The 24,656-nt window shown below is 50.8% G+C and carries 25 protein-coding genes; 10 read left to right on the top strand and 15 right to left on the bottom strand.

Annotated elements, in window-relative coordinates:
- Positions 1-16: 16 nt before the first annotated feature.
- On the bottom strand, positions 17-496 hold the full coding sequence (locus IMCC21906_RS02795; RefSeq protein ID WP_047010893.1) for a peroxiredoxin: 480 nt from the start codon (positions 494-496) through the stop codon (positions 17-19).
- Positions 497-778: 282 nt separating this feature from the next.
- Between IMCC21906_RS02795 and IMCC21906_RS02800 the strand changes: the two genes are divergently transcribed.
- The 4 genes from IMCC21906_RS02800 (at position 779) to IMCC21906_RS02815 (ending at position 3,706) form a co-directional block, all read left to right on the top strand.
- The gene (locus tag IMCC21906_RS02800) at positions 779-1,540 is read left to right on the top strand and encodes an adenosylcobinamide-GDP ribazoletransferase (protein WP_047010894.1); all 762 of its coding nucleotides are present in this window, start codon (positions 779-781) and stop codon (positions 1,538-1,540) included.
- A gap of 184 nt (positions 1,541-1,724) precedes the next feature.
- Complete coding sequence (locus IMCC21906_RS02805; protein WP_047010895.1) at positions 1,725-2,279, top strand: glycine zipper 2TM domain-containing protein; 555 nt, start codon at positions 1,725-1,727, stop codon at positions 2,277-2,279.
- A gap of 68 nt (positions 2,280-2,347) precedes the next feature.
- A complete protein-coding gene (locus tag IMCC21906_RS02810) occupies positions 2,348-2,746 on the top strand; it encodes a PA2779 family protein (RefSeq protein WP_156165971.1) in 399 nt (132 codons plus the stop codon).
- Between the two features lie 21 nt (positions 2,747-2,767).
- Positions 2,768-3,706, top strand: coding sequence for a PA2778 family cysteine peptidase (locus tag IMCC21906_RS02815; protein ID WP_047010897.1), 939 nt, complete (start codon positions 2,768-2,770; stop codon positions 3,704-3,706).
- Between the two features lie 6 nt (positions 3,707-3,712).
- Here IMCC21906_RS02815 and IMCC21906_RS02820 read toward each other — a convergent pair whose 3' ends face one another.
- The 10 genes from IMCC21906_RS02820 to IMCC21906_RS02865 all read right to left on the bottom strand — a co-directional run bounded on the left by IMCC21906_RS02820 (position 3,713) and on the right by IMCC21906_RS02865 (position 12,972).
- Positions 3,713-6,046, bottom strand: a complete 2,334-nt coding sequence (locus tag IMCC21906_RS02820; RefSeq protein WP_047010898.1) for a Tex family protein — start codon at positions 6,044-6,046, stop codon at positions 3,713-3,715.
- 104 nt (positions 6,047-6,150) lie between these two features.
- Entirely contained in the window at positions 6,151-6,789 is a 639-nt protein-coding gene (locus IMCC21906_RS02825) for a TetR/AcrR family transcriptional regulator (RefSeq protein WP_047010899.1), read from the bottom strand.
- Positions 6,790-6,963: 174 nt separating this feature from the next.
- Positions 6,964-7,431 (bottom strand): phasin family protein, encoded by a 468-nt coding sequence (locus tag IMCC21906_RS02830; protein WP_047010900.1) that lies wholly within the window; start codon positions 7,429-7,431, stop codon positions 6,964-6,966.
- A gap of 186 nt (positions 7,432-7,617) precedes the next feature.
- Complete coding sequence (locus tag IMCC21906_RS02835; protein ID WP_047010901.1) at positions 7,618-8,055, bottom strand: hypothetical protein; 438 nt, start codon at positions 8,053-8,055, stop codon at positions 7,618-7,620.
- Between the two features lie 219 nt (positions 8,056-8,274).
- A complete protein-coding gene (locus IMCC21906_RS02840; RefSeq protein ID WP_369795808.1) occupies positions 8,275-9,834 on the bottom strand; it encodes a phosphoenolpyruvate carboxykinase in 1,560 nt (519 codons plus the stop codon).
- 177 nt (positions 9,835-10,011) lie between these two features.
- Positions 10,012-10,863 carry an Hsp33 family molecular chaperone HslO gene (gene hslO, locus IMCC21906_RS02845; protein WP_047010903.1) on the bottom strand — a complete coding sequence of 284 codons (852 nt, stop codon included), beginning with the start codon at positions 10,861-10,863 and terminating at the stop codon, positions 10,012-10,014.
- Positions 10,864-10,901: 38 nt separating this feature from the next.
- Positions 10,902-11,306, bottom strand: coding sequence for a ribosome-associated heat shock protein Hsp15 (gene hslR, locus IMCC21906_RS02850; protein WP_047010904.1), 405 nt, complete (start codon positions 11,304-11,306; stop codon positions 10,902-10,904).
- The gene (yrfG, locus tag IMCC21906_RS02855) at positions 11,303-11,980 is read right to left on the bottom strand and encodes a GMP/IMP nucleotidase (protein WP_047010905.1); all 678 of its coding nucleotides are present in this window, start codon (positions 11,978-11,980) and stop codon (positions 11,303-11,305) included. Before yrfG ends, hslR begins: the two co-directional genes overlap by 4 nt.
- A 36-nt stretch (positions 11,981-12,016) precedes the next feature.
- A complete protein-coding gene (locus IMCC21906_RS02860; protein WP_047010906.1) occupies positions 12,017-12,196 on the bottom strand; it encodes a hypothetical protein in 180 nt (59 codons plus the stop codon).
- A 170-nt stretch (positions 12,197-12,366) separates the two neighbouring features.
- Entirely contained in the window at positions 12,367-12,972 is a 606-nt protein-coding gene (locus IMCC21906_RS02865) for a TetR/AcrR family transcriptional regulator (RefSeq protein ID WP_156165972.1), read from the bottom strand.
- A gap of 208 nt (positions 12,973-13,180) precedes the next feature.
- On the opposite strand from IMCC21906_RS02865, the gene IMCC21906_RS02870 reads away from it, so the two are divergent.
- A complete protein-coding gene (locus tag IMCC21906_RS02870; protein ID WP_197085938.1) occupies positions 13,181-14,269 on the top strand; it encodes a ketoacyl-ACP synthase III in 1,089 nt (362 codons plus the stop codon).
- Here the strand turns inward: IMCC21906_RS02870 and IMCC21906_RS02875 are convergent, their stop codons facing one another.
- From IMCC21906_RS02875 to IMCC21906_RS02890, 4 genes are read right to left on the bottom strand one after another with little or no spacing between them, the layout of a single operon-like run.
- A complete protein-coding gene (locus IMCC21906_RS02875) occupies positions 14,270-15,259 on the bottom strand; it encodes an NAD(P)-binding protein (RefSeq protein WP_047010909.1) in 990 nt (329 codons plus the stop codon).
- On the bottom strand, positions 15,260-16,498 hold the full coding sequence (locus tag IMCC21906_RS02880) for a cyclopropane-fatty-acyl-phospholipid synthase family protein (RefSeq protein WP_052763331.1): 1,239 nt from the start codon (positions 16,496-16,498) through the stop codon (positions 15,260-15,262). It abuts the gene before it with no gap.
- 29 nt (positions 16,499-16,527) lie between these two features.
- The gene (locus IMCC21906_RS02885) at positions 16,528-17,313 is read right to left on the bottom strand and encodes a DUF1365 domain-containing protein (RefSeq protein WP_197085939.1); all 786 of its coding nucleotides are present in this window, start codon (positions 17,311-17,313) and stop codon (positions 16,528-16,530) included.
- Positions 17,310-18,641 carry an NAD(P)/FAD-dependent oxidoreductase gene (locus IMCC21906_RS02890; RefSeq protein ID WP_047010910.1) on the bottom strand — a complete coding sequence of 444 codons (1,332 nt, stop codon included), beginning with the start codon at positions 18,639-18,641 and terminating at the stop codon, positions 17,310-17,312. Before IMCC21906_RS02890 ends, IMCC21906_RS02885 begins: the two co-directional genes overlap by 4 nt.
- A 131-nt stretch (positions 18,642-18,772) precedes the next feature.
- Between IMCC21906_RS02890 and IMCC21906_RS02895 the strand changes: the two genes are divergently transcribed.
- The 5 genes from IMCC21906_RS02895 (at position 18,773) to IMCC21906_RS02915 (ending at position 24,421) form a co-directional block, all read left to right on the top strand.
- Positions 18,773-20,026: an MFS transporter gene (locus tag IMCC21906_RS02895; RefSeq protein ID WP_047010911.1), complete on the top strand. Its 1,254-nt coding sequence runs from the start codon at positions 18,773-18,775 to the stop codon at positions 20,024-20,026.
- Positions 20,007-20,579 (top strand): chalcone isomerase family protein, encoded by a 573-nt coding sequence (locus tag IMCC21906_RS02900; protein ID WP_047010912.1) that lies wholly within the window; start codon positions 20,007-20,009, stop codon positions 20,577-20,579. The genes IMCC21906_RS02895 and IMCC21906_RS02900 overlap by 20 nt, the downstream gene beginning before the upstream one ends.
- An 80-nt stretch (positions 20,580-20,659) precedes the next feature.
- Positions 20,660-21,577: a mechanosensitive ion channel family protein gene (locus IMCC21906_RS02905; RefSeq protein ID WP_052763332.1), complete on the top strand. Its 918-nt coding sequence runs from the start codon at positions 20,660-20,662 to the stop codon at positions 21,575-21,577.
- An 88-nt stretch (positions 21,578-21,665) separates the two neighbouring features.
- Positions 21,666-24,104 carry an acyl-CoA dehydrogenase gene (locus IMCC21906_RS02910; RefSeq protein ID WP_047010913.1) on the top strand — a complete coding sequence of 813 codons (2,439 nt, stop codon included), beginning with the start codon at positions 21,666-21,668 and terminating at the stop codon, positions 24,102-24,104.
- 8 nt (positions 24,105-24,112) lie between these two features.
- Entirely contained in the window at positions 24,113-24,421 is a 309-nt protein-coding gene (locus IMCC21906_RS02915) for a DUF2007 domain-containing protein (protein ID WP_047010914.1), read from the top strand.
- Positions 24,422-24,656 lie beyond the last annotated feature (235 nt).

The following is a 24,656-nucleotide window of genomic DNA, read 5'->3' on the forward strand; positions in this document are numbered from 1 at the left end:
GCGTGCGGGATAGGTTTCACAGTTGTTTGAGGATTTTTTCCGCGGCGCTAACATCAACGCCACCAGCGGGTTCTACGGCTAAATGAGAGATTTTACCGTCGTCGACAATCATCGCGTAGCGTTGTGAGCGCAGCCCCATGCCAAAACCACTGCCGTCCATTTCCAGTCCTACCGCTTTGGTAAACTCGGCGTTGCCGTCGGCTAGCATCAGCAGCTCTTCTGCATTCGAGGCTTTGCCCCAAGCGTCCATAACAAAGGCATCGTTCACGGCCAGGCAGGCAATGGTGTCTACGCCCCTGGCTTTGATGGTATCGGCATTAACGACGTAACCGGGCAGGTGGGTTACGCTGCAGCCGGGGGTAAATGCGCCGGGGACGGCAAACATCACGACTTTTTTACCGCTAAAAATACTGTCAGTACTAATGTCTTCAGGGCCCTTTTCTCCCAGAACCTTCAAGTTTAAAGAGGGAATCTTGTCGCCAACTTGTATGCTCATTTGATCGTCCTTTTACCTTGTAGAGTGAAATGGGCTTATTGCTTCAGGCAGGTATTTAAACCTGTAGCCCTTATGCTCGAAGCGCTTTGGCAGTTTAGCAGAGCTTGGAAACTCTACCATGCTTAAATGCCTCGTCTTTGTGCTGACAACGACAGTAACTCGGAATTCAATAACCGTGTTTGCGTTATCATGGTAGCGTCACCGCTCTAAACGGTTGGTGTTTATATGGGCTGCAAAACAATTTATTCGGTAAGCACCTCAATACAAAAGGATACGTCATCGATGATTCACTGGCGCCGGGAGTGGCAAACATTGCTACTGGCAATAGGTTTTTTAACTCGGATTCCGGTTCCGAATGACCCGGATTTTAGCGAGGAAAAGCTCAATCGCGCCTGTCTGTATTTTCCGCTGGTGGGGTTATTGTTAGCTGCTGTTGGCGCAGGGGTGTTTGTCATTGCCGATCAGCTTTTCCCCTCTATTACCGTTGCTGTGCTGCTGTCGATGGCAGCTACCTTGTTTGTGAGCGGCGGGTTTCACGAAGATGGTCTCGCAGATTGCGCTGATGGTTTTGGGGGTGGGCAGACCGTCGACGATGTGCTGCGCATAATGAAAGATTCCCGCTTGGGTAGCTTTGCCGTACTGACCTTGTTTTCAGTGCTGGCTATTAAAGCGGCCAGTCTGGTGGCATTGGCAGAAGCCGGGAAACTGGTGGGCGCACTGCTTTTTGCCCATGTGCTCAGCCGCTGGTTTGCCATCTCCTTTATGTTCGATCTTGTCTATGTACGCTCTCAAGGTAAAGCTCAGCCACTAGCCAGACAAATGACCAGAGCTGAGTTCTTGCTGGCGGGCTTGCCCGTGCTACCGCTGTTCTTGTTCTGCTCGTGGGCGAGCTTGTTGATGCTTATCGTCGTTTTACTGGTGCTTAAGCTTGCTGCGACGCTGTGGCTGAAGCGCCGCTTGGGGGGCTATACCGGCGATGTGCTGGGTGGCTTGCAACAACTGTCTGAACTGGCTGTCTATTTAGTGCTTCTAGCTTATATTTAGTCATTGAACCGAGTTTGCTGCTCTAGTACGTGCTGAATAGGGCTGCAGCTGCTGTTTTACCGGGGAAGTAGGGCTGCGGCTTTAAGTGTGAATAGTGCCGATTTTGATGCTCTCTGAATTGGCACTCATAGACCGACTGGCGGTCGTAGTTAGAACAAGATCGATAAGCAAAGAGGGCAAGACAATGGATAAGTCCATGCTAGTAGGCGGTATTTTTGGAGCCGTTGCGGTAACGGCGGTGGGCAGTTATGCAGGTTATAGTTACTTGGACAGCTCGCCAGAGTTTGCCGAGGTGATCAATGTCCAACCTGTAGTAGAAACTTATTTTACAGACCGGGAGCAGTGCTATGACGAAGTAGTACAGCGCCAGGCGGAAGTAAAAGACACAAATCAAATTACCGGCGCTGTGATTGGTGCGGTTATTGGTGGCGTACTAGGCAACCAGGTTGGTGGCGGCAATGGTAAAAAAGTGGCCACGGTTGCGGGTGCGGCCGCAGGTGGTTACGCGGGTAAAAAAGTTCAGCAGCGTCAGCAGGCGGGTAATGTGGTTTCCACCACTGAGCGCCGTTGTGAAATGGTTCAAGATCGGCACGAAAAAATCACCGGTTATGAAGTGGAATATAGCCTTGATGGCGAAGTGGGCACGGTTACCATGGACAACAAACCTAACGGCAATACCATTCCTGTTAGCAAAGGCCAATTGGTGTTAAATGCCATTACGCCGAACCCAGAAAGTTAAGTAAAAATGAATACGCATTCAGCGCGTTTTATTGATTTAAAGAAGCTAAACCAAAAGGGAGTAGCACTATGAGAAAAACGACGCAGAAGTCGACAGCCGCACTAATTATGAGTCTTTTCATTGCATGGGCAGGCTTGGTCTCGAGTGCAGCCACCGCGGCCGTTATCGATACTGAGCAGATGATTACTCAGCAACAACTCGCTTCCGACAAGGCCGATATGAAACAAGCTCTCGCTAAGGGCGATGTGAAGGAGCGCTTGCTGGCTTTGGGAGTTTCTCCAGAAGATGTCGATTCGCGGATTGATTCACTAACGGCGAGTGAGCTGGCAATGTTGCAAGATAAAATGGACGACATGCCTGCGGGTTCTGGTGCATTAGGTCTGTTAGCACTGTTGGTTCTGATTTTCTTTATCACTGATATTATTGGTGTGACGGATATTTTCCCCTTTGTGAACCCAGCTAATTAAGTTGTGGTGAGGTATGCCATTATGCTGTTGTGCATGGCGCTTGGCGCTTGCACAACAGTTCCTTCGTTTGAACAACCTCAGGATATATCACAGCAAGCGCTGTTAGATGTTCCTTTCTTTCCTCAGCAAGATTATTACTGTGGCCCGGCCGCGCTCGCGGAAGTGGCTAATTTCCGTAATGTTGAAACCGATCAAGATGCGGTTGCCAGCAAAACCTTTATTCCTGGGCGCAAAGGTTCCCTGGCAATAGAAATGTCTGCCGCTACTCGGCAATTAGGGCTTTTGCCTTATCCTCTTGAAAAAGAATTTGGCGCATTACTGTCAGAGTTAGATTCGGGTAATCCTGTTCTGGTATTGCAGAACTTAGGTTTTGGCTGGTATCCCAAATGGCATTATGCGTTGGCGGTTGGCTACCGTCTGGGCGACAACACGTTAATTTTGCATTCGGGCGAACAACGCAATTACGAAATTCCCTTTGCGACGTTTATTCGCACATGGCAGCGGGCAGATCAGTGGGCAAGGGTCGTGGTGGATTCGACAACTGTCCCGACAACAGCTGAACCGCTACGTTATTTGCGCAGCGCATTGGCTTTTGAGCAAACGGGTCGTCCAGAATTGGCTTATGTGTTTTACCAACAAGCGCTAACGCAATGGCCGAAGGAGCCTGCGGTATTAACCGCTGCGGCGAATGCGGCCTTGAATACGGGTGATAGCCGGCGAGCCCGCAATTTATTTGAATCGCTGCTGCGCAATAATCCTAAAGAGCCTAATATTTGGAATAATTACGCTTACGCCTTGCAAGCCGACGGCTGTGATATGGCCGCGAGTATGGCAATTTCTGTTGCGTTACAGCTTGCTCCAGACGAAGAGGCCTTTAAACAAAGTGCCAAGGACTTCTTGTCAGGCCGTGGCTTCGATCCCGAACATTGCCCACAACCAGATGGTCCCCTACCTTTCTAGCGCCTGTTACAGGCGCTTATTTTTATTGCTTTTAGCCTGAGCAAATAATGCCGCCATTGTGCCTTCCGCGGCTGTGGATTTGGCGGCGTTGTTGGCGCTCTTGCTATTGTGCCGCTTAGCTGCATTGCTATTATTACTGCGGTCTCTAGCGGCGCCAGCCGTTTCGTGTTCGCTGGCTTTATCTTCAAGGCGCATGGATAGCGCGATGCGCTTGCGCTGGGTATCCACATCCATCACTTTGACTTTGACAATATCGCCTGCTTTAACGACGGTATGCGGGTCTTTTACAAAGCTGTTGGATAGCGCAGAAATATGCACCAGACCATCTTGATGCACGCCGATATCGACAAAGGCGCCAAAGTTGGTGACGTTGGTGACGACGCCTTCAAGAATCATATCGGCTTCAAGGTCGGAGATTTTTTCAATACCGTCTTTAAAGGTGGCGGTTTTGAAGTCGGGTCGGGGATCCCGGCCGGGCTTGTCTAGCTCAGAGATAATATCGCTAACCGTGGGGACACCAAATTGCGCGTCAGCGAATTCAGAGGCATTTAGTGTTTTTAGAAATGCACTATCGCCCATTAAATTAGTGATGGGCCGACCACAGGCTTTCACAATTTTCTCTACTACTGAATACGATTCAGGGTGAACCGCAGAGGCATCGAGTGGGTTGTCGCCGGCACTGACCCGTAAAAAGCCCGCGGCTTGTTCAAAGGTTTTGGCACCAAAGCGACTGACATCTTTCAGGGCTGTCCGGGTTTTAAAGGCGCCGTGTAGATTGCGATGGTCAACAATATTGGCAGAGATAGCGCTGTTCAAGCCGGATACTCGGGCCAATAGGGCAGGAGAAGCCGTGTTGACGTCAACGCCTACCGCATTCACACAGTCTTCTACCACCGCATCCAGCGAGCGAGATAAGGCTGTTTGTGATACGTCATGTTGGTACTGACCCACACCGATAGATTTGGGGTCAATTTTTACCAGCTCTGCCAAGGGGTCTTGCAAGCGGCGGGCAATAGAGATGGCGCCCCGGATCGTTACGTCCAAATCGGGAAATTCTTTGGCGGCATATTCTGATGCTGAATAAACAGATGCGCCAGCTTCATTGACCATTACGCTGCTACAGTTCAGCTCGGGGTGGGCAGACAAAAGATCTTTAACAAAACGCTCGGTTTCCCGGCTGGCGGTGCCGTTGCCGATCGCGATAAGAGCAACGTTATGTTTCTTGATCAGCGGCAACAAGGTCGCTGCAGACTCTGCGACTTTGTTTTGAGGCGGAGTGGGAAATATCGCGCAGTGATCCAGTACTTTGCCAGTGGCATCAATGACCGCGACTTTGACGCCAGTGCGCAAGCCGGGGTCTAGGCCGATGGTGGCCCGAAGACCGGCGGGGGCGGCCAGTAACAAGTCTTTTAAATTTTGGGCAAACACGTCAATGGCGCCTTGGTCTGCGCGCTCTCTGAGTTGTCCCATTAGATCGGTTTCTAAATGGGTATACAGTTTGATGCGCCAAGTCCAGCGCACCACTTCTTTTAACCAGGAGTCTGCCGGGCGGTTTTCGTCACGAATATGCCAGTGCTCTGCCACCATGACTTCGCAGGGGCTGCTTTGGCTTTCGTCGTCGCCGACTTTAATACTGAGGTTCAAAATTCCTTCGTTGCGACCTCTAAACATGGCCAAAGCACGATGGGAAGGGGTGTTTTTTAGCGGTTCGCTGTGCTCAAAATAGTCCCTGAATTTTTCGCCTTCTTGTTCTTTACCCGTCATTACAGCACTGTTTAAGCGGCCTTCCTCCCATAGGTAGCTACGCAGCCGGCTGAGCAGGTTGGCGTCTTCGCTAAAGCGCTCCATCAAAATATATTTGGCACCATCCAGTACCGCTTTAATGTCAGCAAAAGCCTGTTCGGGGTTTAAGTAATTCGCGGCTTCTGTGGCAGGATCTAAATTGGGATTTTCGTAAAGTGCATTAGCCAGTGGCTCGATGCCTGCCTCAATGGCAATTTGTCCCTTGGTGCGACGCTTTGGCTTATAGGGAAGGTAGAGATCTTCCAGGCGGCTTTTGGTGTCGGCTGATAGAAGTTCTTTCTCCAGCTCTGGGCTGAGTTTTTCCTGTTCGCGGATACTGTCGATAATCGTGCTGCGTCGGCTTTCCAGTTCTCGCAGGTAGGTCAGTCGTGTTTCCAGGTCCCGCATTTGGGTATCGTCCAGTCCGCCGGTGACTTCTTTTCGATAGCGGGAAATAAACGGGACGGTAGCACCTTCGTCCAGCAGGGCAATGGCGGCGCTGATTTGGCTTTCTTTAACGCCTAGTTCGTTGGCGATAATCTGCGATAGTGAATTCATTACTCTTCAATTCTTTACGATGAAAACGGTGGGGCATTATGCAAAATGCAGGGCGTTGAAGCGAGGCTTGGTAGGGATTTTATGTGCTTTGAATAGGCTGATGCTTATTCACTTTGCACCAGCGCTTCAAACAAGGCGCAAGATTCATCATAAAAATATCTGAACTCGGGCCGCAAGTACGGTGCAACCAAGGACATAAGCTGAAAGACACCTTGATGGATCAGTATTTCGTTGCTGGCTTGGTGTTCTCGTAGTTGGCTGTAATTTAACCAAAACGTGAGGTTGAGTGCGATGCTGTCGCAGAGCCTGGCCAATTGGGTTTCGCTGATTTCCACAAAGCCTTGATTGAGCAGTTCGTCCATTACTGCTCTGGCGGCATTCACCTTGAGATCAAGCAGTTTGTTGAAGCGCCTGCTGATTTCTGGGTAGCGTTGCAGAAGGTCATTGAGATTGCGGTAAAGGTAGCGATGGTTAAATATTTGCTCGTATACGATGTAGAGATAAAACCATGCATCTTGGGCGCTGATGCTTTTTTGACTGGGAGCACCGAGAATATCTCGAAGTTCCAATTCGAAGGCGTCAAACAGTTCCGCGATAATTTCTTCTTTACCATGAAAATGGTAATAGAGGTTGCCGGGGCTAATATCTAATTCGTTAGCGATATCAACGGTGGTGACGCTGGGTTCCCCTTCATTGTTGAATAGGGCCAGGCTGGTTAGTAGAATTTTTTCCCGAGTTTTCATTCTATAGAGGCTCCTCGTCTTCGCGAACTAAAGTGCCACGACTAAGCCGGTGGTGTCTATGAATTAGTTTGCTGAGGAAGCGGGAGGCGAGTTGGAGCTGAGCGACTATTAGACATAATCAAAGGAGAGAAGAAAGCGAACAGAGCAGTGCGGGTCTCTGTTCGCTCTGGAGTACTAAGCCTTTGGCGCGGCTTTAGCAGGTGCTTTTTTGGCAGCAACCTTTTTAGCGGCTACTTTTTTAACAGGCGCTTTGGCAGCGGGCTTATCCGCTTTGCTTAAAGAATCGACTTTTTTGCTCAGGGCATCAAGTTTCTTCTCTAAACGCTCAAGGTCAGTAGCGCTAGCCGTGTGACCAAAGCCCAAGCTGGCACGCATTTTACTGATGCGCTCTTCGATAGAAACCGTTTTACCCAATGAGCTGGCTTCGCCGAATTTATCTTTAGCTTGTTCTTCGAGCTTATTGCCTTTGGAAACCAGCTCTTTGAAAAGCTTTGGTGTGTCTTTGCTGGCTTTTTCGTAACGTTCATGGGCTTCATCATAGGCACGACCATAGGCACCCAAGCCAGCCAACCAAATGCTTTTGGCGAGTTCACTTGCCTGTGACGTCACCTCTTTGAGGTTCTTTTTGCTGTCTTTGCTCATGCGGTTCTCCACTGCACTTTACTGTTACCACGTTCCTTCATCGTAAGCTGAGCGCGAAGACATTGGGACGTGCGTAACGAATGTGAAAAAAGCACGGTGGCCGTTAAGCGCACCGTGCAAAAGAAGATCTAAAGACCTGGGTGGTGGCGATGCCAAAGGGGCAGCGCCGAAAACTTGCGGTGCGATTTACTCGGTTACTGCGGCTTCAGCTTCTTCAGCCTTGCGAGAAATCGTACCTTTAACTTTGCTAAAGCTGCTGCGGAGATCTTTCATGCGATCTTCAACAGCGGCGTTGCTTTCGTTTTTCAATTCTTCAAACTTTGATTTAGCTTGAGTCTTGGTTTCTTCAATTTTTGAAGTCGCTTTAGACTTAGTATCTTCGAACATCGATACGGCTTCGCTTTGGACTTTCTCGCCACGGGTGACCAGTTTGTCAAAAATTTCGTTGCGCTTGCTGTAGAGATCTTTTGCTTTGGCTTCAGTTTCTTTCAGCTTTGATTCGGTTTGCTTCAGCAGGTCTTGACCTTGCTCATAAGCGCTACCTGCTACGCCAAGATTTGCGAGATATACTTCTCTGACAAATGTGCTGGCTTTGCTGAAAACTTCGTTCTTTGCTGCCGCCATAAGATAATCCTCTCATGTTGATATTGCGCGAAAAAAGGTTTGGGCGAATGGTCTGTGACCAATTCGTCTCACTTGGCAGCTAAGATACGTAATATTTTTAGAATTAACATACTAGGAATAAACGAAGGGAATTGGAGGGCTGCGTGGCCCGCGCAAACAAAAAAGGGCAGCCTAAGCTGCCCTTTGGGATGTGACATGCTAAGCGTGTTGCATGAACGCTTAGCTTTTTGGACCAGCGGCAATAATAGCGTCGGAGACGTCAAACTTGGTGATGTTCTCTTGGAACAGTTTTGCCAGTTTGCTCGCTTCGGCGTCGTATGCTGCTGTGTCACCCCACGCGTTACGGGGATTGACGTATTTCTCGTCGACACCGGGAATCGCTTTAGGGATGGTTAAGTTAAGAATATCCAACTGCTCTGTGTCGGCACCGACCAGGGCACCGCTCTGGGCCGCTGCAACAACGGCACGCGTGACCGGAATGGGGAAGCGTGAACCCGTGCCGCCAGCAGCGCCTGAACCGCCGGTCCAGCCGGTGTTGATTAGGTACACTTGGCTGTCGAAGTCTTCGATACGCTTCATTAACAGCTCGGCGTAGTCCCCGGCAGGGCGTGGCATAAATGGCGCGCCGAAACAGGTGGAGAAAGTGGGGTGGATACCCGCTTCTGCGCCTAACTCGGTGGAGCCAACCCGAGCGGTATAGCCGCTCAAAAAGTGAAATGCTGCCGCTTCTTTAGAGAGAATCGAGATGGGAGGCAGTACACCAGATACGTCACAGGTAAGGAAGATAACGGTTTTGGGCTCGCCCGCGGCATTTTCGATAACGCGTTTTTCAACGTTCTCAAGGGGGTAGCAGCAGCGGCCATTTTCTGTGAGGGCGGTGTCATCGTAATCGGCGTGACGGGAGTTTTCGTCGATGACGACGTTTTCAACAATGGCACCAAAGCGAATGGCGTCCCAGATAATGGGCTCATTCTTTTGGCTCAAGTTGATTGTTTTAGCGTAGCAGCCGCCTTCGATGTTGAACACAGAGCCTTTGGCCCAGCCGTGTTCATCATCACCGATCAGATAGCAGCTAGGGTCGGCAGACAAGGTGGTTTTGCCTGTGCCAGAAAGCCCGAAGAACAAGGTGGTGTTGCCTTCTTCGTCAACGTTAGACGAGCAGTGCATAGACATGACGTCTTTCTCTGGCAGCAAAAAGTTTTGCACAGAGAACATGGCTTTTTTCATTTCGCCTGCGTAGCGCATGCCGGCAAGCAAGACTTTGCGTTGGGCAAAGTTGATTAAGACACAGCCATCAGAGTTGGTGCCGTCCCGCTCTGGGTCACAGGTAAAACCTGCACAGTTAAGAATGGTCCACTCTTCTTTGCTTTTGGGGTTGTACTTGCTTGGACGGATAAACATGTTGCGGCCAAACAGACCTTGCCAAGCAGTTTGTGTGTTCATGACAACGGGGATGTAATGGTCGTCGTGGGCACCTACGTGGAGGTGAGACACAAAGCGGTCATGCTCTGCCAGGTAATCTTCAACTCTAGTCCATAACGCATCGAACTTGTCGGCATCGAAGGGGCGGTTAACGCTACCCCAGTCAATAGAGTCTGCTGTCGAAGGTTCTTTTACAATAAAACGGTCACCGGGTGAACGGCCGGTGCGTTTTCCGGTGGTGACAACCAATGCTCCGGTGTCTGCCAGTTGGCCCTCACCGCGGCTAAGAGCCTGTTCAATCAATTGGGCGGGGGATAGATCTGTATAAACGGTAGTTTCAGCGCTCATTCTCTGCATTCCTGTTACGTGGTCCTGAGAGCAGCCGGTGAAAGCCGGATGGGATTCGAGGGTGGCTGGCAATTTGGGGCGGCCATTATTACAAAAAATTCTCGTTCGCGCTAATGCCCCTGACAAGAGGGGCGTCAGTAGATCGAAATAACATGGTTTTTGAGTCTGTGATCTTGGGTATTTGAATCAGTGCCGAGTTGCCTGATTGCTGTCAGGGCTGATGTTCCCCAGGTCTTGACCGGTAAACACGTAACGGCGATTACAAAACTCGCAGTGGGTTTCAATTTCATTCTGCTCTTCTAAGATGCTGTTGATTTCGTCCTCGCCTAGGCTGCGAATGGCATTTTCAAAGCGGGCACGAGTGCAGCTGCATTTAAAAGAGAGCCCTTTGGTTTCAAATAATCGTAGTGGGTCTTGATGATAGAGCCGATATAGCAAGGTTTCGGTGGGGGTGGATAACAACTCCTCTGTGGACACGGTATCGGCCAAGGTAGAGAGGTGTATCCATTGGGCCGGGTTAGGCTCTGTGCTGGGAAGCTCTTGGAGCATTAGCCCGGCAGCACGCTGACCATCGGCACTAATCCAAAGTCGAGTGGAAAGCTGCTCGCTTTGGCGAAAGTAGTTTTCTAAGCATTCTGCGAGAGAGTCCCCGTCCAGGCTCACAATACCCTGATAGCGGTTGCCTTGGCGGGGCTCTATGGTAATGGCCAGTTGACCCGTTCCAAGGAGGTGATGAAAATCTTTACTGATGGCCTGCTCGGCATTTTGGGCGATGGCCCGTAGTTCTTGCTTGGAGTTGGCCTCGGCCATAATTAATGGCACTTCACCGTTACCCCGCACTTGCAGAATTAAACTGCCCTCAAATTTTAAGGTGGCGCTAAGTAAACTGGCAGCTACTAAAAACTCTCCCAGCAGTTTGGCCACGCCGGGGGGGTAATGATGACTGGCAAGAATGTCCTGATAGGACTGTTCAAGATAGACATGCTCGCCGCGAACATCGCATTCTTCAAAAAGAAAGCGCTGCAAAGAATCGGTCATAATTTCGGTGTCCGCTGTTGTTTACCGCCAGAGGGCGGTTAATCGTTTTGATTTTTAAATCGATGGATTTGTCGGCGCTGCTTTTTGTTGGGCCGCTCTGTGCTGATAATACCTGCCGCTTGGCCATAGGCTTTACGCTCGGCGGCCTTTTGCTCTCGCTCTTTGATGCTGGACGTGGTTTCTTCGTATAACAGTGCGGCCTCGGGTGCTCCACGACGCTGGTCTGAAATAGCGAGAATGCGCACTGTTTTGTCATCCCAGCCACAGCGAATTTTTAACTCGGCATCCAGTTCTACTTCTTTGCTGACTTTGCAGCGGGCGCCATTGTAATGCACTTTGCCGCCTTCTATCGCCTGTTTTGCCAGGTTGCGGGTGCGGTAAAAACGCGCGGCCCATAGCCATTTGTCTAGACGAACTCCCGATTTAGGTGCCTGGCTACTCATGATACTTTGCGACTCATGATGGGGAGAATCTCATCAAAGCCATGAATCGCGGGATAGCTTAAGGTGCTGGTGTCACGGATGGTTTGGCTGCTGTCGGGTTGTGTCAGAGTGAGTAGGTGACGAATACCAAATTTGGCGGCTGCATCCAGTACGGTGGCGGTATCGTCTATCAACAGGCTGCGGTCAGGATCAAAGGATTGCATTTTTTGCAGACGCTCCCAAAATTTTGGGTCTTCTTTGGGGGCGGCAAGATCGTGAGAGCTAACAATATGCGTCATCCATTTTTGCAGATCAGTTTGGCGCAGCTTTATATTTAAACCGCCTCGGTGGGCGTTGGTTACCAACCAGGTATCGCAATGGCTGTGGTGCAAGGCGCTGAGAAAACCGGCGGTGCTGGGGAATGGACGAACCAGGTGGGCTATTTCTTCTTTTAAAGCGGTAATGTCCAGTTTGAGCTCTGAAGACCAGTAATCTAAGCAGTACCAGTTGAGTGAGCCGCGTTCAGACATGATGCGATCTATTAGGGTTTGGGTAATGTCTTCGAGATCGCCGCCGTGAATGTCGGTATAGCGTTTGGGTAGGTGCTGGGTCCAGAAGAAATTGTCAAAATGCAGATCGAGAAGGGTTCCGTCCATGTCTAAAAGAACGGTGTCGATATCTTGCCAGTTGATCATAGTCTGCCGCGCTCTTTAAGGCACGGCAGCAAGCGTTTAGCTTGCGGCACGCGCCCTTAATGCTTGAATTCCAACGGCGTCTCGCACTTCGATAAGCTCTGCATAATTGACGTTCAACCACCATTCAGTTTGGCATAGGCCGTATTGGTTGATCGCCTCGCGGGGCTGGCGAGACTCCGAAAACACTTGGGAGTACTGTTGTTCAGTTGACCCCATTTTACCACCTCAATAAGTTTGAATCGCATAACTTACAGTAGCGTAATGGGTCTCTGGCGAAGTATACGGAGTATCGCCTATTTGCTGAAGTTAAAGCGCAAAATGCGAGCTTAATCACATTTTGCGCTTGGCGGTTTTGGGTTGGAGCTTGGGTTTAAGCTGGGGAAATCTTACAGGCGAAAGGTTTGCAGCATGCTGTTGAATTCTGCTCTGCTGGCAGGGTGCTGACGAAAAGACAGGACGAGGCGTGCAACGATGGCAATTAAGTCTTCCAGGTCCAGTGTCTTGTTGTGCTCGCGGTTATATTGTTTTAGCGGCTCGGCAAGGATTTTGTGCCAATGCTCAGACGATTCGTCGGAATATAAAAAAGGTGACGCTTCTGAGGCGTTAATGCCTGAAACCAAGTCGGCCTTGCCTTCTTCTGGCGGCAGGTACGTAGCGGCATACCAAATTGATTCATTAAGCAGCGTCGAAAAATCGACATCCATGCCCTGGAGGTGTTCTTCCAACTTGTGGAACATTCTGCTGCGCTCAACCTGTATCAGCGCTGCGATAATATCGGTCTTGCCATTAAAGTACCGATACACTGTTCTACGGGTGACATTCGCTTCTTGGGCAATGTCCTCAATGGTCGTTGCTTTTATGCCCCGAGTAACAAAACATTCTACGGCTGAGCGTAGAAGGATTTTTTTACCGGTTTCCAGATCGTCGACCCGCGCACCATTGCCCCATCGTTTTTTTGCTGCAGTCATTTTCTTACCACTACGTTTGTTCACATTGATAATGCCTCAATCCTACCATGGCGTGTCTTATGAGTAGCAGCCGATCTAATACGGGATTGTACGTACTTTGCTGCTATATTCGTTGATAGTGACAGATTGGTCACATAAAAAAGACTCGGCAAATACTCACAAACTTGAAAGGTGACGCCGAATACATAGCTAGGCATAATGCCATCACTTATTGGCTCAGGGGAGTACTTTGATGCATGCGAATATCACCGGTTGGGGCAAGTGTCTGCCACCAGCAGTTCTGAGCAATCAGGATTTAACGACGTTTCTCGATACTTCTGATGAGTGGATATCCAGTCGTAGTGGTATTAAAGAGCGACGCATTTCCCATGTTTCTACGGCGAGTTTAGGCGTGTTGGCGTCTAAGCGAGCCCTGGCTGCTGCAGGGTTGCAAGCAGGGGAAATTGATTTGCTGATTTTGTGCACAGCTTGTCCTGACACACTGATTCCCAATGCGGCGTCGTTTGTTCAAAAGGAAATTGGTGCCGACAACGCTGCAGTTTTTGACTTGAATGCAGCGTGTACGGGGTTTGTTTATGGTTTGAGCGTTGCCACGGCGATGATCAAAACTGGGGTCATGAAAAAGGCGTTGGTTGTGGGCGCTGATCGTATTCCCTGTTTTATTGATTACAGCATGCGTGATGTGGCTGTACTCTTTGGTGATGGTGCCGGGGCCGTTGTATTGGAAGCCAGTGAAGAAGAGTGCGGTTTGCTGGCAGAGAAGCTGGGCTGTGACGGTGAGGCCAGAGACGTGTTAGCCGCCCGGGATAGCGGTACAGTGCGGGAACGTTTTGCCGGTATTGACGGTTATTTTGATGTTAACTTTGAAGGCCAGGAAATTTTTAAACGCGCTGTAAAAGGCATGGGCAGCGCGGTCAGTAGTGTGCTTGAGCAACGTCAGCTTAAGGCTGAAGATATTGATTTGCTAATTCCTCATCAGGCCAATATTCGTATCATCGAAACCTTGATGAAGCGCTTGGGCACACCGGCAGATAAGGTGGTGGTGAATATAGAAAAATACGGCAATACCTCAGCCGCCACCGTCCCCATTGCTCTCTGCGAGGCACTAGAGCAGGGCCGTATTAAACCCGGGGATACGCTACTGACAGCGGCTTTTGGTGCGGGTTTGACATGGGGTGCAGGTATTATCAAATGGGGTGATCGCGTCACACCGCTGCAAGAGTGCAATGAAGCGTTGCCGCCCTGCGAAAAGACCGCGCTAGAACTATTGCAGCCCTGGATTGATGGTTGCAAAGCGGCGGCAGCGGCAAAAACAGCTTAGTCAGTTTGCGAGCATAGCCAGCAGAGCGCGCTCTGCTCGGCCAACGCTTTTCAACACGCCGTCGATGTTCTTCCCCGAGGTCCAATCTCCCGCCAGTACTAAGCGATGCTCTGGGTCCGCAATATTGGCGATTGGCTCGCTCAGTGAATGCTCGGCCAGGTTCCAGCGCTGCACACTGCTGTTTTTAACGGCAGGCAGATCAATGAGTTGCCCTAACCGCTCCAATACGTCTTTGATTAATGCACTATCGTCACTCGTTTTTGCCTCCTCGCAAAACGTTGGCGTTAAGCTGACTTGATAGCAATGTTGGTGATTGCGCTGGGGCAGATTCGATAAATCGACCATGCGGCGTAGCTGGGGGTGGTCGACGAAATCAATCAATCCAACAGCCTCAAAAATAGCGACTGCCGCTGAAAATTGCAGGCTGATTGTCCAGTTTGGCCGCATTTGAGGGAGTACTTGCTGACGTAATGGGCTTGTTACGGGGAGTAGCGCGATGCTCTGCGCCGCTGGTGCGGTGAGGGCTGCAGCGTCAAAGTCGACTGCTTGAGCGGGTTGATTTACGCTTTCGCTATAAAGCCTGAGGTGTTGCTGCTGATATTTAATTTTATGGATTTGCTGCTGGCGGTGAATAGACAGGCCTTCAAGCAGTTGGTGGCAGAGCTGATTGTTGCTGCCAGCAGCGGAATAAGCCAATACATCAGGCCCTGCTTGCAGCTTTCCACGCTTAAATATAAGGCTGTGAATCAGGTGCTTGCCGAGCCAGTCTTGATCGCAAAAGTGGTCTAGAAAACCCTGAGTCACGTGGTGAGTTGGGGTGAGAAAAGGCGCGCCGATATCGAGTTCAGCCCATGGCGTGCTGCGTCGAGAGAGGCGGCCGCCCAACCCACGGGACTTTTCAAATATATGGCAGTCATGCCCTTGGCCGCGCAGGCACTGACCCAGTATCAGCCCGCTGAGACCTGCGCCAATGATGCCGATCTTTGCCATTTACGCAGGTTTTTGTAGTGTGAACTGGTAGACGTCGATGGTTTCTTGTTTAAAGCCCGCGCCACAATACGCCAGGTAATAATGCCACATCCGTTTAAAATGCTGATCAAAGCCCAGGGGTTCGACCCGGGTCCAGGTGTCAGAGAAACGGGCGTCCCATTCGGCCAGGGTTTTTGCGTAGTCCTTGCCGAAGGCCAGCTCATTGGCAACAGTCAGACCGACTTGGTTAGCCTGTTGCCGACAAATATCTGGGGTTGGCAGCATGCCGCCGGGGAAAATATATTTTTGAATAAAATCTGGGTTAGCCCGATATTCTTCAAAGCGTTCGGGGGCAATGGTAATAACCTGAATAAGCGCTTTGCCACCGGGTTTGAGCCGGTTGGCCAGGGTTTCAAAATACGTTGGCCAATATTTTTCGCCCACTGCTTCGAGCATTTCAATAGAGACGATTTTGTCGTACTGGCCTTTGACATCACGATAATCGGTGAGTGAAAAGCTGGCGCTATCGCTTAAACCCGCCGTTGAAATTCTTTCTCGGGCAAATGCCAGCTGCTCGGTAGATAAGGTGATGCCTTGGATTTTCGCGTTCTTTTGTTGGCAGAGTTGTTCGGCAAAGCCGCCCCAGCCACAGCCAATCTCCAACACCCGGTCGCCATCTTTCACGTCTAATTCATCAATGGCACGCTGGTATTTGTTGATCTGGGCTTGTTGCAGTGACTCTTCTCCGGTCAGGTACAGCGCCGACGAATAAGTCATGCTGTCATCCAGCCAGAGCTTGTAAAAGGCATTGCCTAAATCATAGTGATAGGCAATATTTTTGCGGCTACCGCGCTTGCTGTTGGCTTTGCTGCGGTGACGGCGTTTTTGCATCCATTGGCTGAAGCGACCGCTATCCAATGCGCCGCTAATATGGCGTTCATTTTCCACCACCCAGTCGATCAATGTGGTGAGAGAGGGGCAGTCCCAGTCGCCAGCGACATAGGCTTCTGCCCAACCTACCGAACCGCCAGACAGGGCCTTTTTAAGGGCTTTCCAGCTGTTGAGTTGAATAATGGGGCTCAATTCTTCGCAGGGCTGGTCACCAAAAAACAGTTTGTTGCCATTAGGAAGCTGCAGCTCAAGGATACCGCGGCGGGCATTGGCCAAGGGTGACAGTACGGTGGTCAATATTTGGGCTTGGCGTTTTGCCCACCAAGACGATCCCATGTTGACACCCAGAGAGGCGGTTGCTGATTTCATGAACGGTGTTCCTTTATAGATCACTTACTTTATTGATCGATACGAGAAACAGGCGAAGATGGTTCATCGGGTCGGCGAACTAATTTCACGCCTTTTAGGAAGAGTCTGAGTGCTTCCCAGTGAATCGCTGCGGTGACTTTGAGGGTCATAAGCGGCAGGCGACAAAAACCTTTGACAAGTTGGGCGTCGTTGAGGGGCTGCCGTTTACCGCGAAATACGGCGTGTAGCAGGGCCTCATCCTCTTGGGTTTCTCGGATCGCGACCGTGAGGCGTTCACCGGGTTGGGACATCCGAAAATGGTAGCGGGCTTGCATCGCGATAAACGGCGAGACATAAAACGACTTGTCACAGCTTTGGCGAATGTATTGGTCGTGCTGCTGCGATGGCTTGACCGGAATCAGATAGCTGTGCCGTTGCGAGAAGGTATTGCTGACTTCGTAGATGATCGCAAATAGCCGCTCATTGTCACTGTAGCAGTAATAAACGCTAAGGGGGTTAAAGCTATAGCCGAGGATTTTGGGGTAGCAGAGCAGCTGGGCTTTGGCTAATGGCTGCTCAAAACCTTGTTCGCGGAGAATGCGCTCCAGGTATTGTCGAGGCGGGTTGCCGCTGCCATCGCCAAAGTCTCGATAGTAAAAACTGAACAAGTTAAAGCGGTTTAGTGAGAACCAGCGGCAACGCTTATCCAGTCTTTCCAGGGCATCAATATCAAATAGAAAGGATTGAATTTTATAGACAAAGCGATGGCGTTTGGGGCGAAAGCGATGGTGCATGACTTCGCCATCGTAAATACTGCCATCATGATCTGCGGTCACGCCGCCGCGTCCACACCTGGGTTTGTCTCCAGGATGATGCGGCCGCTCTCGTTTTCTACTGACCATGGCCGGCGCTCACCGCCGAGGGCTTCGGCAACGGCGAGACCGGATTGAATACCGTCCTCGTGAAAGCCGTAGCCAAAATAGCTGCCGCAATACCAGCTGCGTTGCTGGCCCTGAAGCGACCACAGTTTTTGCTGGGCTTGGAGTGCTTTGCGGTCAAACACCGGGTGGTGGTAGTTAAATTCTTGGTAGGTGAGGTGGGGACGTGGCTCCCGCAGCGGATTGAGAGTGACGATGATCGATTCGTGGCAGGGCAGGTGTTGCAGCGCATTCATCCAGTAGCTTACAGACACTTTTTGCTGTTGGTCTTGGCTGCCAGATAAATAATTCCAACTCGACCAGACCTCACCGAGCTTGGGCATAAGCCGTTCGTCACGGTGCAAAATGGCTCGATTTTCTTCGTATTGGAAGCTGCCCAGCAGTTGCTGCTCTTCTTTGCTGGGGTCTTCAAGCATTGCTAAGGTTTCATCTGCGTGGCTGGCAAATACCACATGGTCGAAGCTGTGGGTGTCACCGTTGTCATCGGTAATAAATACCTTGTCAGCACTGCGTTTAACCGACTTTACCCCGCAGTTTAATTTCACATCATTTAATGAGCCGCTGATTTTGCGTACGTATTCCCGGGCACCGCCGATAACACTTTGCCATTGCGGCCGGTTTTTGACCTGAACCAAGCCATGATTAATACAAAACCGCAAGAAGGTTTTAGCGGGATATTGCAGCATCTGATCGGCAGGTGTGGACCAGATAGCGGCGCTCATGGGGAGCAAATGATCTTCGCTGAAGCCTTTGCTAAAGCCCTCTTTCTTTAACAGCTCGCCCAGGGTCATGTCGTTGGGCAGTTGTTCTAGCCAGTGCTCACTTTTCCGGTAGAAGCGCAATATGTCCAATACCATCCGCCAAAAGCGCAGGCTAAAAAGGTTTTTGCGTTGGGCAAACAAGCTGGAAATAGAGTCCGAGCCGCTGTATTCCAATCGCCCCTTATCCAGAGACACCCCAAATGACATGGTGGTGCTGGTATAGGGCACACTGAGATGCTCGAATAAAGCCACAAGGTTGGGGTAGCAATGCTTATTGAAGACGATAAAACCCGTATCAACGGCGATGGTGCCGGCGCTGGTCATAATATCGACGGTATTGCTGTGGCCCCCTAGGCGGCTGTCTTTTTCAAACAAGGTGACGCGGTGATTTCTGCTCAATAGCCAGGCGCTGCTGAGTCCAGAAATGCCTGAGCCGACAACGGCGATGTTAAGGGCGTTATTCATATCTAATCTGATCTTATTTCCACTTAGGTCCGTAGTTTACACATTCATGACAGATTGCCGCCACGCGTGAGCTCAATATTTGTGCGCAGCGTCAATCCCCTGGTCGAATCCCTAAATAGATAAGGTGGTGTATGCACGATTCTGGCTCTTGGCTCCGCTATTTACGCTATGCGTTGCCAGGGCTACCGCTTGCTGCGCTAATGTTACCATTTTACATATACGTGCCATTATGGCTATCAGAGCATGGTAATTATGGTTATACGCTGGTGGGGGCGTTGTTTTTTATTGCCCGCATCAGCGATGTGCTAACAGATTTGCCCGTAGGTGCGTGGATAGACCGTAAGGGTTGTGGTGCGCCGTGGTGGCTTTCTAGCTGGTTTTTGCTGGCAGTCAGCGCCTTGGTCTTGTTTCTTCTTCCTCATCCTTGGCCAGCTTGGGCGCTGTTGCTTGTACTGGTGTTGCTGATGTTGGGTTGGACCGGGATTAACGTGCCCTGGCTGGCGCTGCCTGTTTCTTTGGCGCGCAACAATGGCGAGCGTTTGGCTTATAACAGCGCCCGAGAAGCCATGTTGCTGTTTGGCACACTGGTCGCGATGCTGTTGCCTGGTATTTTAAGCCCGGATGCGCTGCGTTGGATGCTGATGCCAATGCTGGGTTTTCTGTTATTTACGGCGCTGCTTCAAGGACGCCATAAAGGTGTGACGTCATCCCATACTGCTACTTCGATTTGGCCTTTAATTAAGGAGCCGAGGGTGCTGTCGCTGGCGCTGCCCTGGTGTATCAATATGCTCGCCAATGCGATTCCCGGCACTATTTTAGTGTTGTTTATGCGTGAGGTGCTGGTGGCAGAAGATGCGGTTCCTGCGGCGTTGCTGGTCTACTTTTTGTCGGGTTTGATCGGCGTGCCGTTCTGGTATGCACTGGCTCGGCGTATTGGCAGTTTAACGGCCTGGCGGTTGGGTCTGTGTTTGTCGGCGCTGCTGTTTGGTTTTGCGGCCTTATTGGGTGAAGGCGACCTGTATTGGTTTATCGCCATTTGTGTTGGTACCGGGCTGATGCTGGGAGCGGATCAAGCACTGCCCTCGGCTATGCAAACGGGTCTTGCCCAATCGCTTGCGTCCAATGGCGGTAACAAAGATATGGGCGCCAGGTTGTTTGCCCTTTGGAGTATGTTGAGTAAAGGGGCGATGGGGATTGCGGTAGGGGTCGCCTATCTGTGGCTGGGTAGTCAAACCAGCATGGAAAATGTTCCCCCAGCATGGGCGATTAGCTCAGCGTATGTACTGGCACCGGTGCTATTAAAAATGGTGGTGTTTTTTATGCTGGGGCAGTCGTCCTTAGCATGGCTGGCAAAGGAGTGGGAGCATGAAGAGACAGCTGCTTAACGGCTTGCTGATGGTGGTATTTTCAATGTCGGCGCTAGCGGAACCTGCGCAATGGCAGACCGCCGCCAGCGCGGAGTATAAGTTACTGTGGAAGCGTCTGACCTACACTGAGCTGCAGATAAAATCCGACCAGCTCGACACGGTGCCTGACGATATTCTGAGCACCGACTACGCTAAACGCATTGTCATTCAATATGGCGTTGGTGTGTCTGCCGAACGCTTTCGAGATATGACCCGAGATTCCCTCGATGATGCTTTCTCTAAGCAAGAGCTGGCACCATATAATCGGCAAATTGAGGAGTTTTGTGGCTGGTTTGACGCGGTTGAAAAAGACGATCGCTACAGTCTTACCTGGGAGCCAAATCAGGGGCTGACCTTGGCGAGAAATGCTAGCCCTGTGGGTGTTGTGAAGGACGCGGATGCCGCCGCGATTATTTTAAGTGTCTGGTTGGGGCGTGCGGCGATTAGTGAATCGCAGCGCGACGATATGTTGGCCCAATGGCGACAATTTATACAAAGTCATCAGGTCTCGGCGTCGAAATTACTGCGGTAACTATTTATTAATAATATTATCGGCGCGCTTGGCATTTAGACGCTATATTATCGAGTAGATTGGCCGAGGCTTACCGGCCTGTGTTGACAGGATACGTCGTCATTACTACTGAAACTTTTTTACAAAGCTTAAGCTTTTATCTCTCGTACCCATTGGTCACCCTGGGCAGCCGCCCGGTTACGCTTTATACCTTGCTGGCCGGTGCGGTTATTTTTGGCGTGGCGATGCTGTTGTCCAGAGCGATTCGCCGCAGTTTACGGGGTGTTGCTTCTCGTCGCCCAACCTTATCCAGCAGCTCGCTTTATACCGTTGAACGCTTGGCCCATTACACCATTCTTATTATTGGTTTGGTGATTGCGCTGTCTACCGTGGGCATCGATTTTAGCAAGCTGGCACTGATCGCCTCAGCGCTGTCGGTGGGGATTGGTTTTGGTTTGCAGGCCATTTTCAGCAACTTTGTGTCAGGGCTGATTATTCTTATCGAACGGTCATTAAAGGTGGGTGATTATGTGCAATTGGAAAGCGGCGTGCTGGGAGTAGTGACCGAGATTACTGTGCGGGCCACCATTATTACCACCCTCGAAAACGCAGAAGTGATTGTGCCCAACTCGGAATTTGTCAACGGCAAAGTCACCAACTGGACTCACACCAATAATTTTTGCCGACTGCGCATTCCTTTTGGCGTGGCCTATGGCACAGATAAACAAGAAATGCGTGAGGTGGTATTGGCTGCGGCGGCCAAGCAAACTCAAACATTAACGGGCACCCCTGGCCGGGAGCCCGTTGTCGTGATGAAGGGTTTTGGGGATTCCAGCTTGGACTTTGAATTGCTGGTGTGGGTGAAGCCTGAATACGCCGCCCAACAGAGTGGCACTCGGTCTGTGTATTTATGGGCCATTGATGACGCCCTGGCTGATGCTGGCATTAGCATTCCGTTCCCCCAGCGCGATCTTCATCTGATTTCGGGATTTAATTCGGTCGAAACACCTCAAAGTTAATATCGGTATTCCATGCAATCCCGCATTAGGGTGGGTAGCATGGTCCACACTGCTTTCTACTTTCGTAGCAAAGGACAAGGAGACCACTATGACCGGACTACTCAGCGTACTTTTTCTACTTGTCGTCTTTATGAGTATTTTCTACCTCGGCTTGTCATTGCGTCGAGGTAGCGCGGTGTTTTTTCTCGCCTGGCTATTAGCAGGCAGTGGCTGTGAATTTTTTCTGCACCCGCTGAGTTTATTGCTGCTGCTTGCGGTATTGGCGGTGTTGAATGTGCAGAGCCTGCGGATGCGATTTTTATCGGCGCCCGCCAAAAAAATGTTGGCGGGGATGATGCCCAGTTTGGGTGACACCGAACGAGAAGCGCTGGAAGCGGGTACCACCTGGTGGGAAAAAGACATGTTTTCCGGTCGGCCCGACTGGGACAAATTCGCCGCCATTGATCTTCCGGTCATGACGCCTGCTGAGCAATCCTTTATTGATAACGAAGTGGAAGAACTTTGCGCCATGTTGGACGAGTGGGATATTTACCACCGCCGCAAAGATCTGCCAGAAGAAGTGTGGCAGTACATTAAAGACAAGGGCTTTCTCGGCCTGATTATTCCCGAAGAATACGGCGGCAAGCATTTTAGTCCTTATGCGCAAAGCCGTACCGTGGGCAAAATAGCCAGCCGCTCCACCGTGGCGGCGGTATCTGTCATGGTGCCCAATTCATTGGGCCCCGGTGAGCTGTTGGTGAAATATGGCACGGACGAGCAGAAGCAATATTGGCTGCCCAAACTGGCGGTGGGTGAAGAAGTCCCCTGTTTTGGGCTGACCAGCCCGGAAGCGGGCTCTGATGCGGGGGCCATTCCCGATGTGGGGATTGTCTGTCGGCAAGAATACGAGGGGCAGGACACCCTCGGCGTTAAATTGAGCTTTTCTAAGCGCTGGATCACGCTGGCACCGATTGCCACTGTGGTGGGTTTGGCGTTCAAATTGCGCGATCCAGAGGGGCTGATTGGCGATCAAGTCGAACGGGGTATTACCTGTGCGCTAGTCCCCGCTTCACAACCGGGTATGGAAATTGGTCGTCGCCACAATCCCGGCTCGCCGTTTATGAACGGGCCGATGACGGGGGTGGAAGTGTTTATCCCCATGTCGATGTTAATTGGCGGTCAAGAGCGTGTCGGTCAAGGCTGGCGAATGCTGGTGGAATGTCTGGGTGCTGGCCGGGGTGTGTCGCTTCCTGCGTTGTCCACCGCTGGCGGTGAAATGAGTTATTTAATGGTGGGGGCCTTTGCCCGCATCCGTCGCCAATTTGGTATTTCGGTGGGTAAGTTTGAGGGGGTTCAAGAAGCCACCGCGGATATTGCGGCCAGCGGCTATACCTTGGAAGCCTATCGGGCATTTGTTACCCGGGCGCTGGAAGATGGTGCGCCCTCAGTGCTGACCGCCATGGCCAAATATCACGCCACCGAAATGATGCGTGAAGTGGTTAACGACAGCATGGATGTACTGGGCGGACGCGGTATTCAAATGGGGCCACGTAATTTTATGGCGTTGGTATACCAATCTATTCCCATTGCTATCACTGTTGAAGGCGCCAATATTCTCACCCGTTCTATGATTATCTTTGGTCAGGGCGCGATTCGCTGTCACCCCTATTTGGCAGAGGAACTGGTGGTAATACAAGAAGAAGGCGAAGAGGCACTGTTACGCTTTGACGAATTGCTCACCGCACATCTCGGTCATGCAATTGGGGTGATCTGCAGGGCCATTGCCAAAGGTGTGACGGCTGGTTGGTTGGCCGCACCCAAGAAGGACACGGCATTTTCTAAACGCTGGTATCGCTACTTGGATCGCTACAGCGCGGCGTTGGCGGCCAGCGCTGATATTGCCTTGGCTACCCTGGGCGGTGATTTAAAACGTAAAGAACTGCTATCGGCTCGACTCGGTGATGTGCATAGCCAATTGGTGATTGCCTGTGCTTTGCTGAAATATCAAGAAAGCCTGCCAGACACTGAGGCTAACCGCTTGCATGCTGAGTACTCTCTGCGTCGCTGCTTTAAGGCCCTGAATATTTCCTTGAATGCGTTTTACGACAATCTACCCGTTCCCGGTTTGGGCATGGTTATGCGGCGCTTGTTTTTCCCTTGGGGAACGCCTGTACCGACATTGCGAGACAGCCAAATTCGGCGCTTGGGTAGCTTGATTATGGAGCCCAATGATGTGCGTAAAGCGCTTTCAGAAGCGGTTTTTATCAGCAAAGATCCTGAGGACAGCACCGGCCGGGTGAATGTGACTTATCAAGAGTTGATCGAGTTGGAAGATGATTACGATCGTTTTCTTAAAGCCGAATCAAAAGGTGAGCTCAGTGGTAAGTCGGTGGATGACCGCATTGATAACGCTGCGGAAAAAGGCCTGTTCAGTGCCGAGATGGCAGAGCGCTTAAAGCGCTATGAAGCACGTCGCTACGACTGTCTGTTGACCGATGCCTTTGATCCGACTCTTGAAAATGTCGATATTCGAATTGCTCGACCCTAAAAACAAGAATGTCAGAGGTTATTTTTAGCCATCCCAACCCCATGATTGTCGCCAATGCGGAAAATGTATTGGCGGCAGCCGGAATTGAATGTGAACTGAGAAACAGCTTCGCTATTGGTGCCAGCGGTGGCTTGGCCTGTCAGGATGTGTGGCCACAGTTACTGGTGGCCGATAGTGATATAGAAAAAGCCCAGTGCCTGTTAAAGAAAATTGCTCATCATGACGGCGATGATTGGCAGTGTTCGGCATGTGGCGAAGATAATGCCCCAGCGTTTGAACTGTGTTGGCACTGCGGTGCAACATTGCCCCATAACTAGTTGCCACAGGTGCATCTTATTTGGCTTGGGTTCGCATTTTTGGAATGCCAAATGCATTTCATGTGAATTAGGGGAAATTGCTTACTGTTTTAGTGTGGCAAGTTTCGTATATTTACCCTAGTTATTTGGAATTGCGAACATCCAGGTCGTGATTTGGGACGGGTGGCTTCTTGATCACTAAGTTTTTGGCTAACGCCAAAGGCGATCGCGGTAGGATGACACCATTTTTGGGGAC

The sequence above is a fragment of the Spongiibacter sp. IMCC21906 genome (assembly GCF_001010805.1).
GTDB lineage: Bacteria > Pseudomonadota > Gammaproteobacteria > Pseudomonadales > Spongiibacteraceae > Spongiibacter.

Coding starts and splice junctions, on each gene's coding strand:
- IMCC21906_RS02795 (WP_047010893.1), bottom strand. CDS start 496: ATGAGCATACAAGTTGGCGACAAGATTCCCTCTTTAAACTTGAAGGTT.
- IMCC21906_RS02800 (WP_047010894.1), top strand. CDS start 779: ATGATTCACTGGCGCCGGGAGTGGCAAACATTGCTACTGGCAATAGGT.
- IMCC21906_RS02805 (WP_047010895.1), top strand. CDS start 1,725: ATGGATAAGTCCATGCTAGTAGGCGGTATTTTTGGAGCCGTTGCGGTA.
- IMCC21906_RS02810 (WP_156165971.1), top strand. CDS start 2,348: ATGAGAAAAACGACGCAGAAGTCGACAGCCGCACTAATTATGAGTCTT.
- IMCC21906_RS02815 (WP_047010897.1), top strand. CDS start 2,768: ATGCTGTTGTGCATGGCGCTTGGCGCTTGCACAACAGTTCCTTCGTTT.
- IMCC21906_RS02820 (WP_047010898.1), bottom strand. CDS start 6,046: ATGAATTCACTATCGCAGATTATCGCCAACGAACTAGGCGTTAAAGAA.
- IMCC21906_RS02825 (WP_047010899.1), bottom strand. CDS start 6,789: ATGAAAACTCGGGAAAAAATTCTACTAACCAGCCTGGCCCTATTCAAC.
- IMCC21906_RS02830 (WP_047010900.1), bottom strand. CDS start 7,431: ATGAGCAAAGACAGCAAAAAGAACCTCAAAGAGGTGACGTCACAGGCA.
- IMCC21906_RS02835 (WP_047010901.1), bottom strand. CDS start 8,055: ATGGCGGCAGCAAAGAACGAAGTTTTCAGCAAAGCCAGCACATTTGTC.
- IMCC21906_RS02840 (WP_369795808.1), bottom strand. CDS start 9,834: ATGCAGAGAATGAGCGCTGAAACTACCGTTTATACAGATCTATCCCCC.
- hslO (WP_047010903.1), bottom strand. CDS start 10,863: ATGACCGATTCTTTGCAGCGCTTTCTTTTTGAAGAATGCGATGTTCGC.
- hslR (WP_047010904.1), bottom strand. CDS start 11,306: ATGAGTAGCCAGGCACCTAAATCGGGAGTTCGTCTAGACAAATGGCTA.
- yrfG (WP_047010905.1), bottom strand. CDS start 11,980: ATGATCAACTGGCAAGATATCGACACCGTTCTTTTAGACATGGACGGA.
- IMCC21906_RS02860 (WP_047010906.1), bottom strand. CDS start 12,196: ATGGGGTCAACTGAACAACAGTACTCCCAAGTGTTTTCGGAGTCTCGC.
- IMCC21906_RS02870 (WP_197085938.1), top strand. CDS start 13,181: ATGCATGCGAATATCACCGGTTGGGGCAAGTGTCTGCCACCAGCAGTT.
- IMCC21906_RS02875 (WP_047010909.1), bottom strand. CDS start 15,259: ATGGCAAAGATCGGCATCATTGGCGCAGGTCTCAGCGGGCTGATACTG.
- IMCC21906_RS02880 (WP_052763331.1), bottom strand. CDS start 16,498: ATGAAATCAGCAACCGCCTCTCTGGGTGTCAACATGGGATCGTCTTGG.
- IMCC21906_RS02890 (WP_047010910.1), bottom strand. CDS start 18,641: ATGAATAACGCCCTTAACATCGCCGTTGTCGGCTCAGGCATTTCTGGA.
- IMCC21906_RS02895 (WP_047010911.1), top strand. CDS start 18,773: ATGCACGATTCTGGCTCTTGGCTCCGCTATTTACGCTATGCGTTGCCA.
- IMCC21906_RS02900 (WP_047010912.1), top strand. CDS start 20,007: ATGAAGAGACAGCTGCTTAACGGCTTGCTGATGGTGGTATTTTCAATG.
- IMCC21906_RS02910 (WP_047010913.1), top strand. CDS start 21,666: ATGACCGGACTACTCAGCGTACTTTTTCTACTTGTCGTCTTTATGAGT.
- IMCC21906_RS02915 (WP_047010914.1), top strand. CDS start 24,113: ATGTCAGAGGTTATTTTTAGCCATCCCAACCCCATGATTGTCGCCAAT.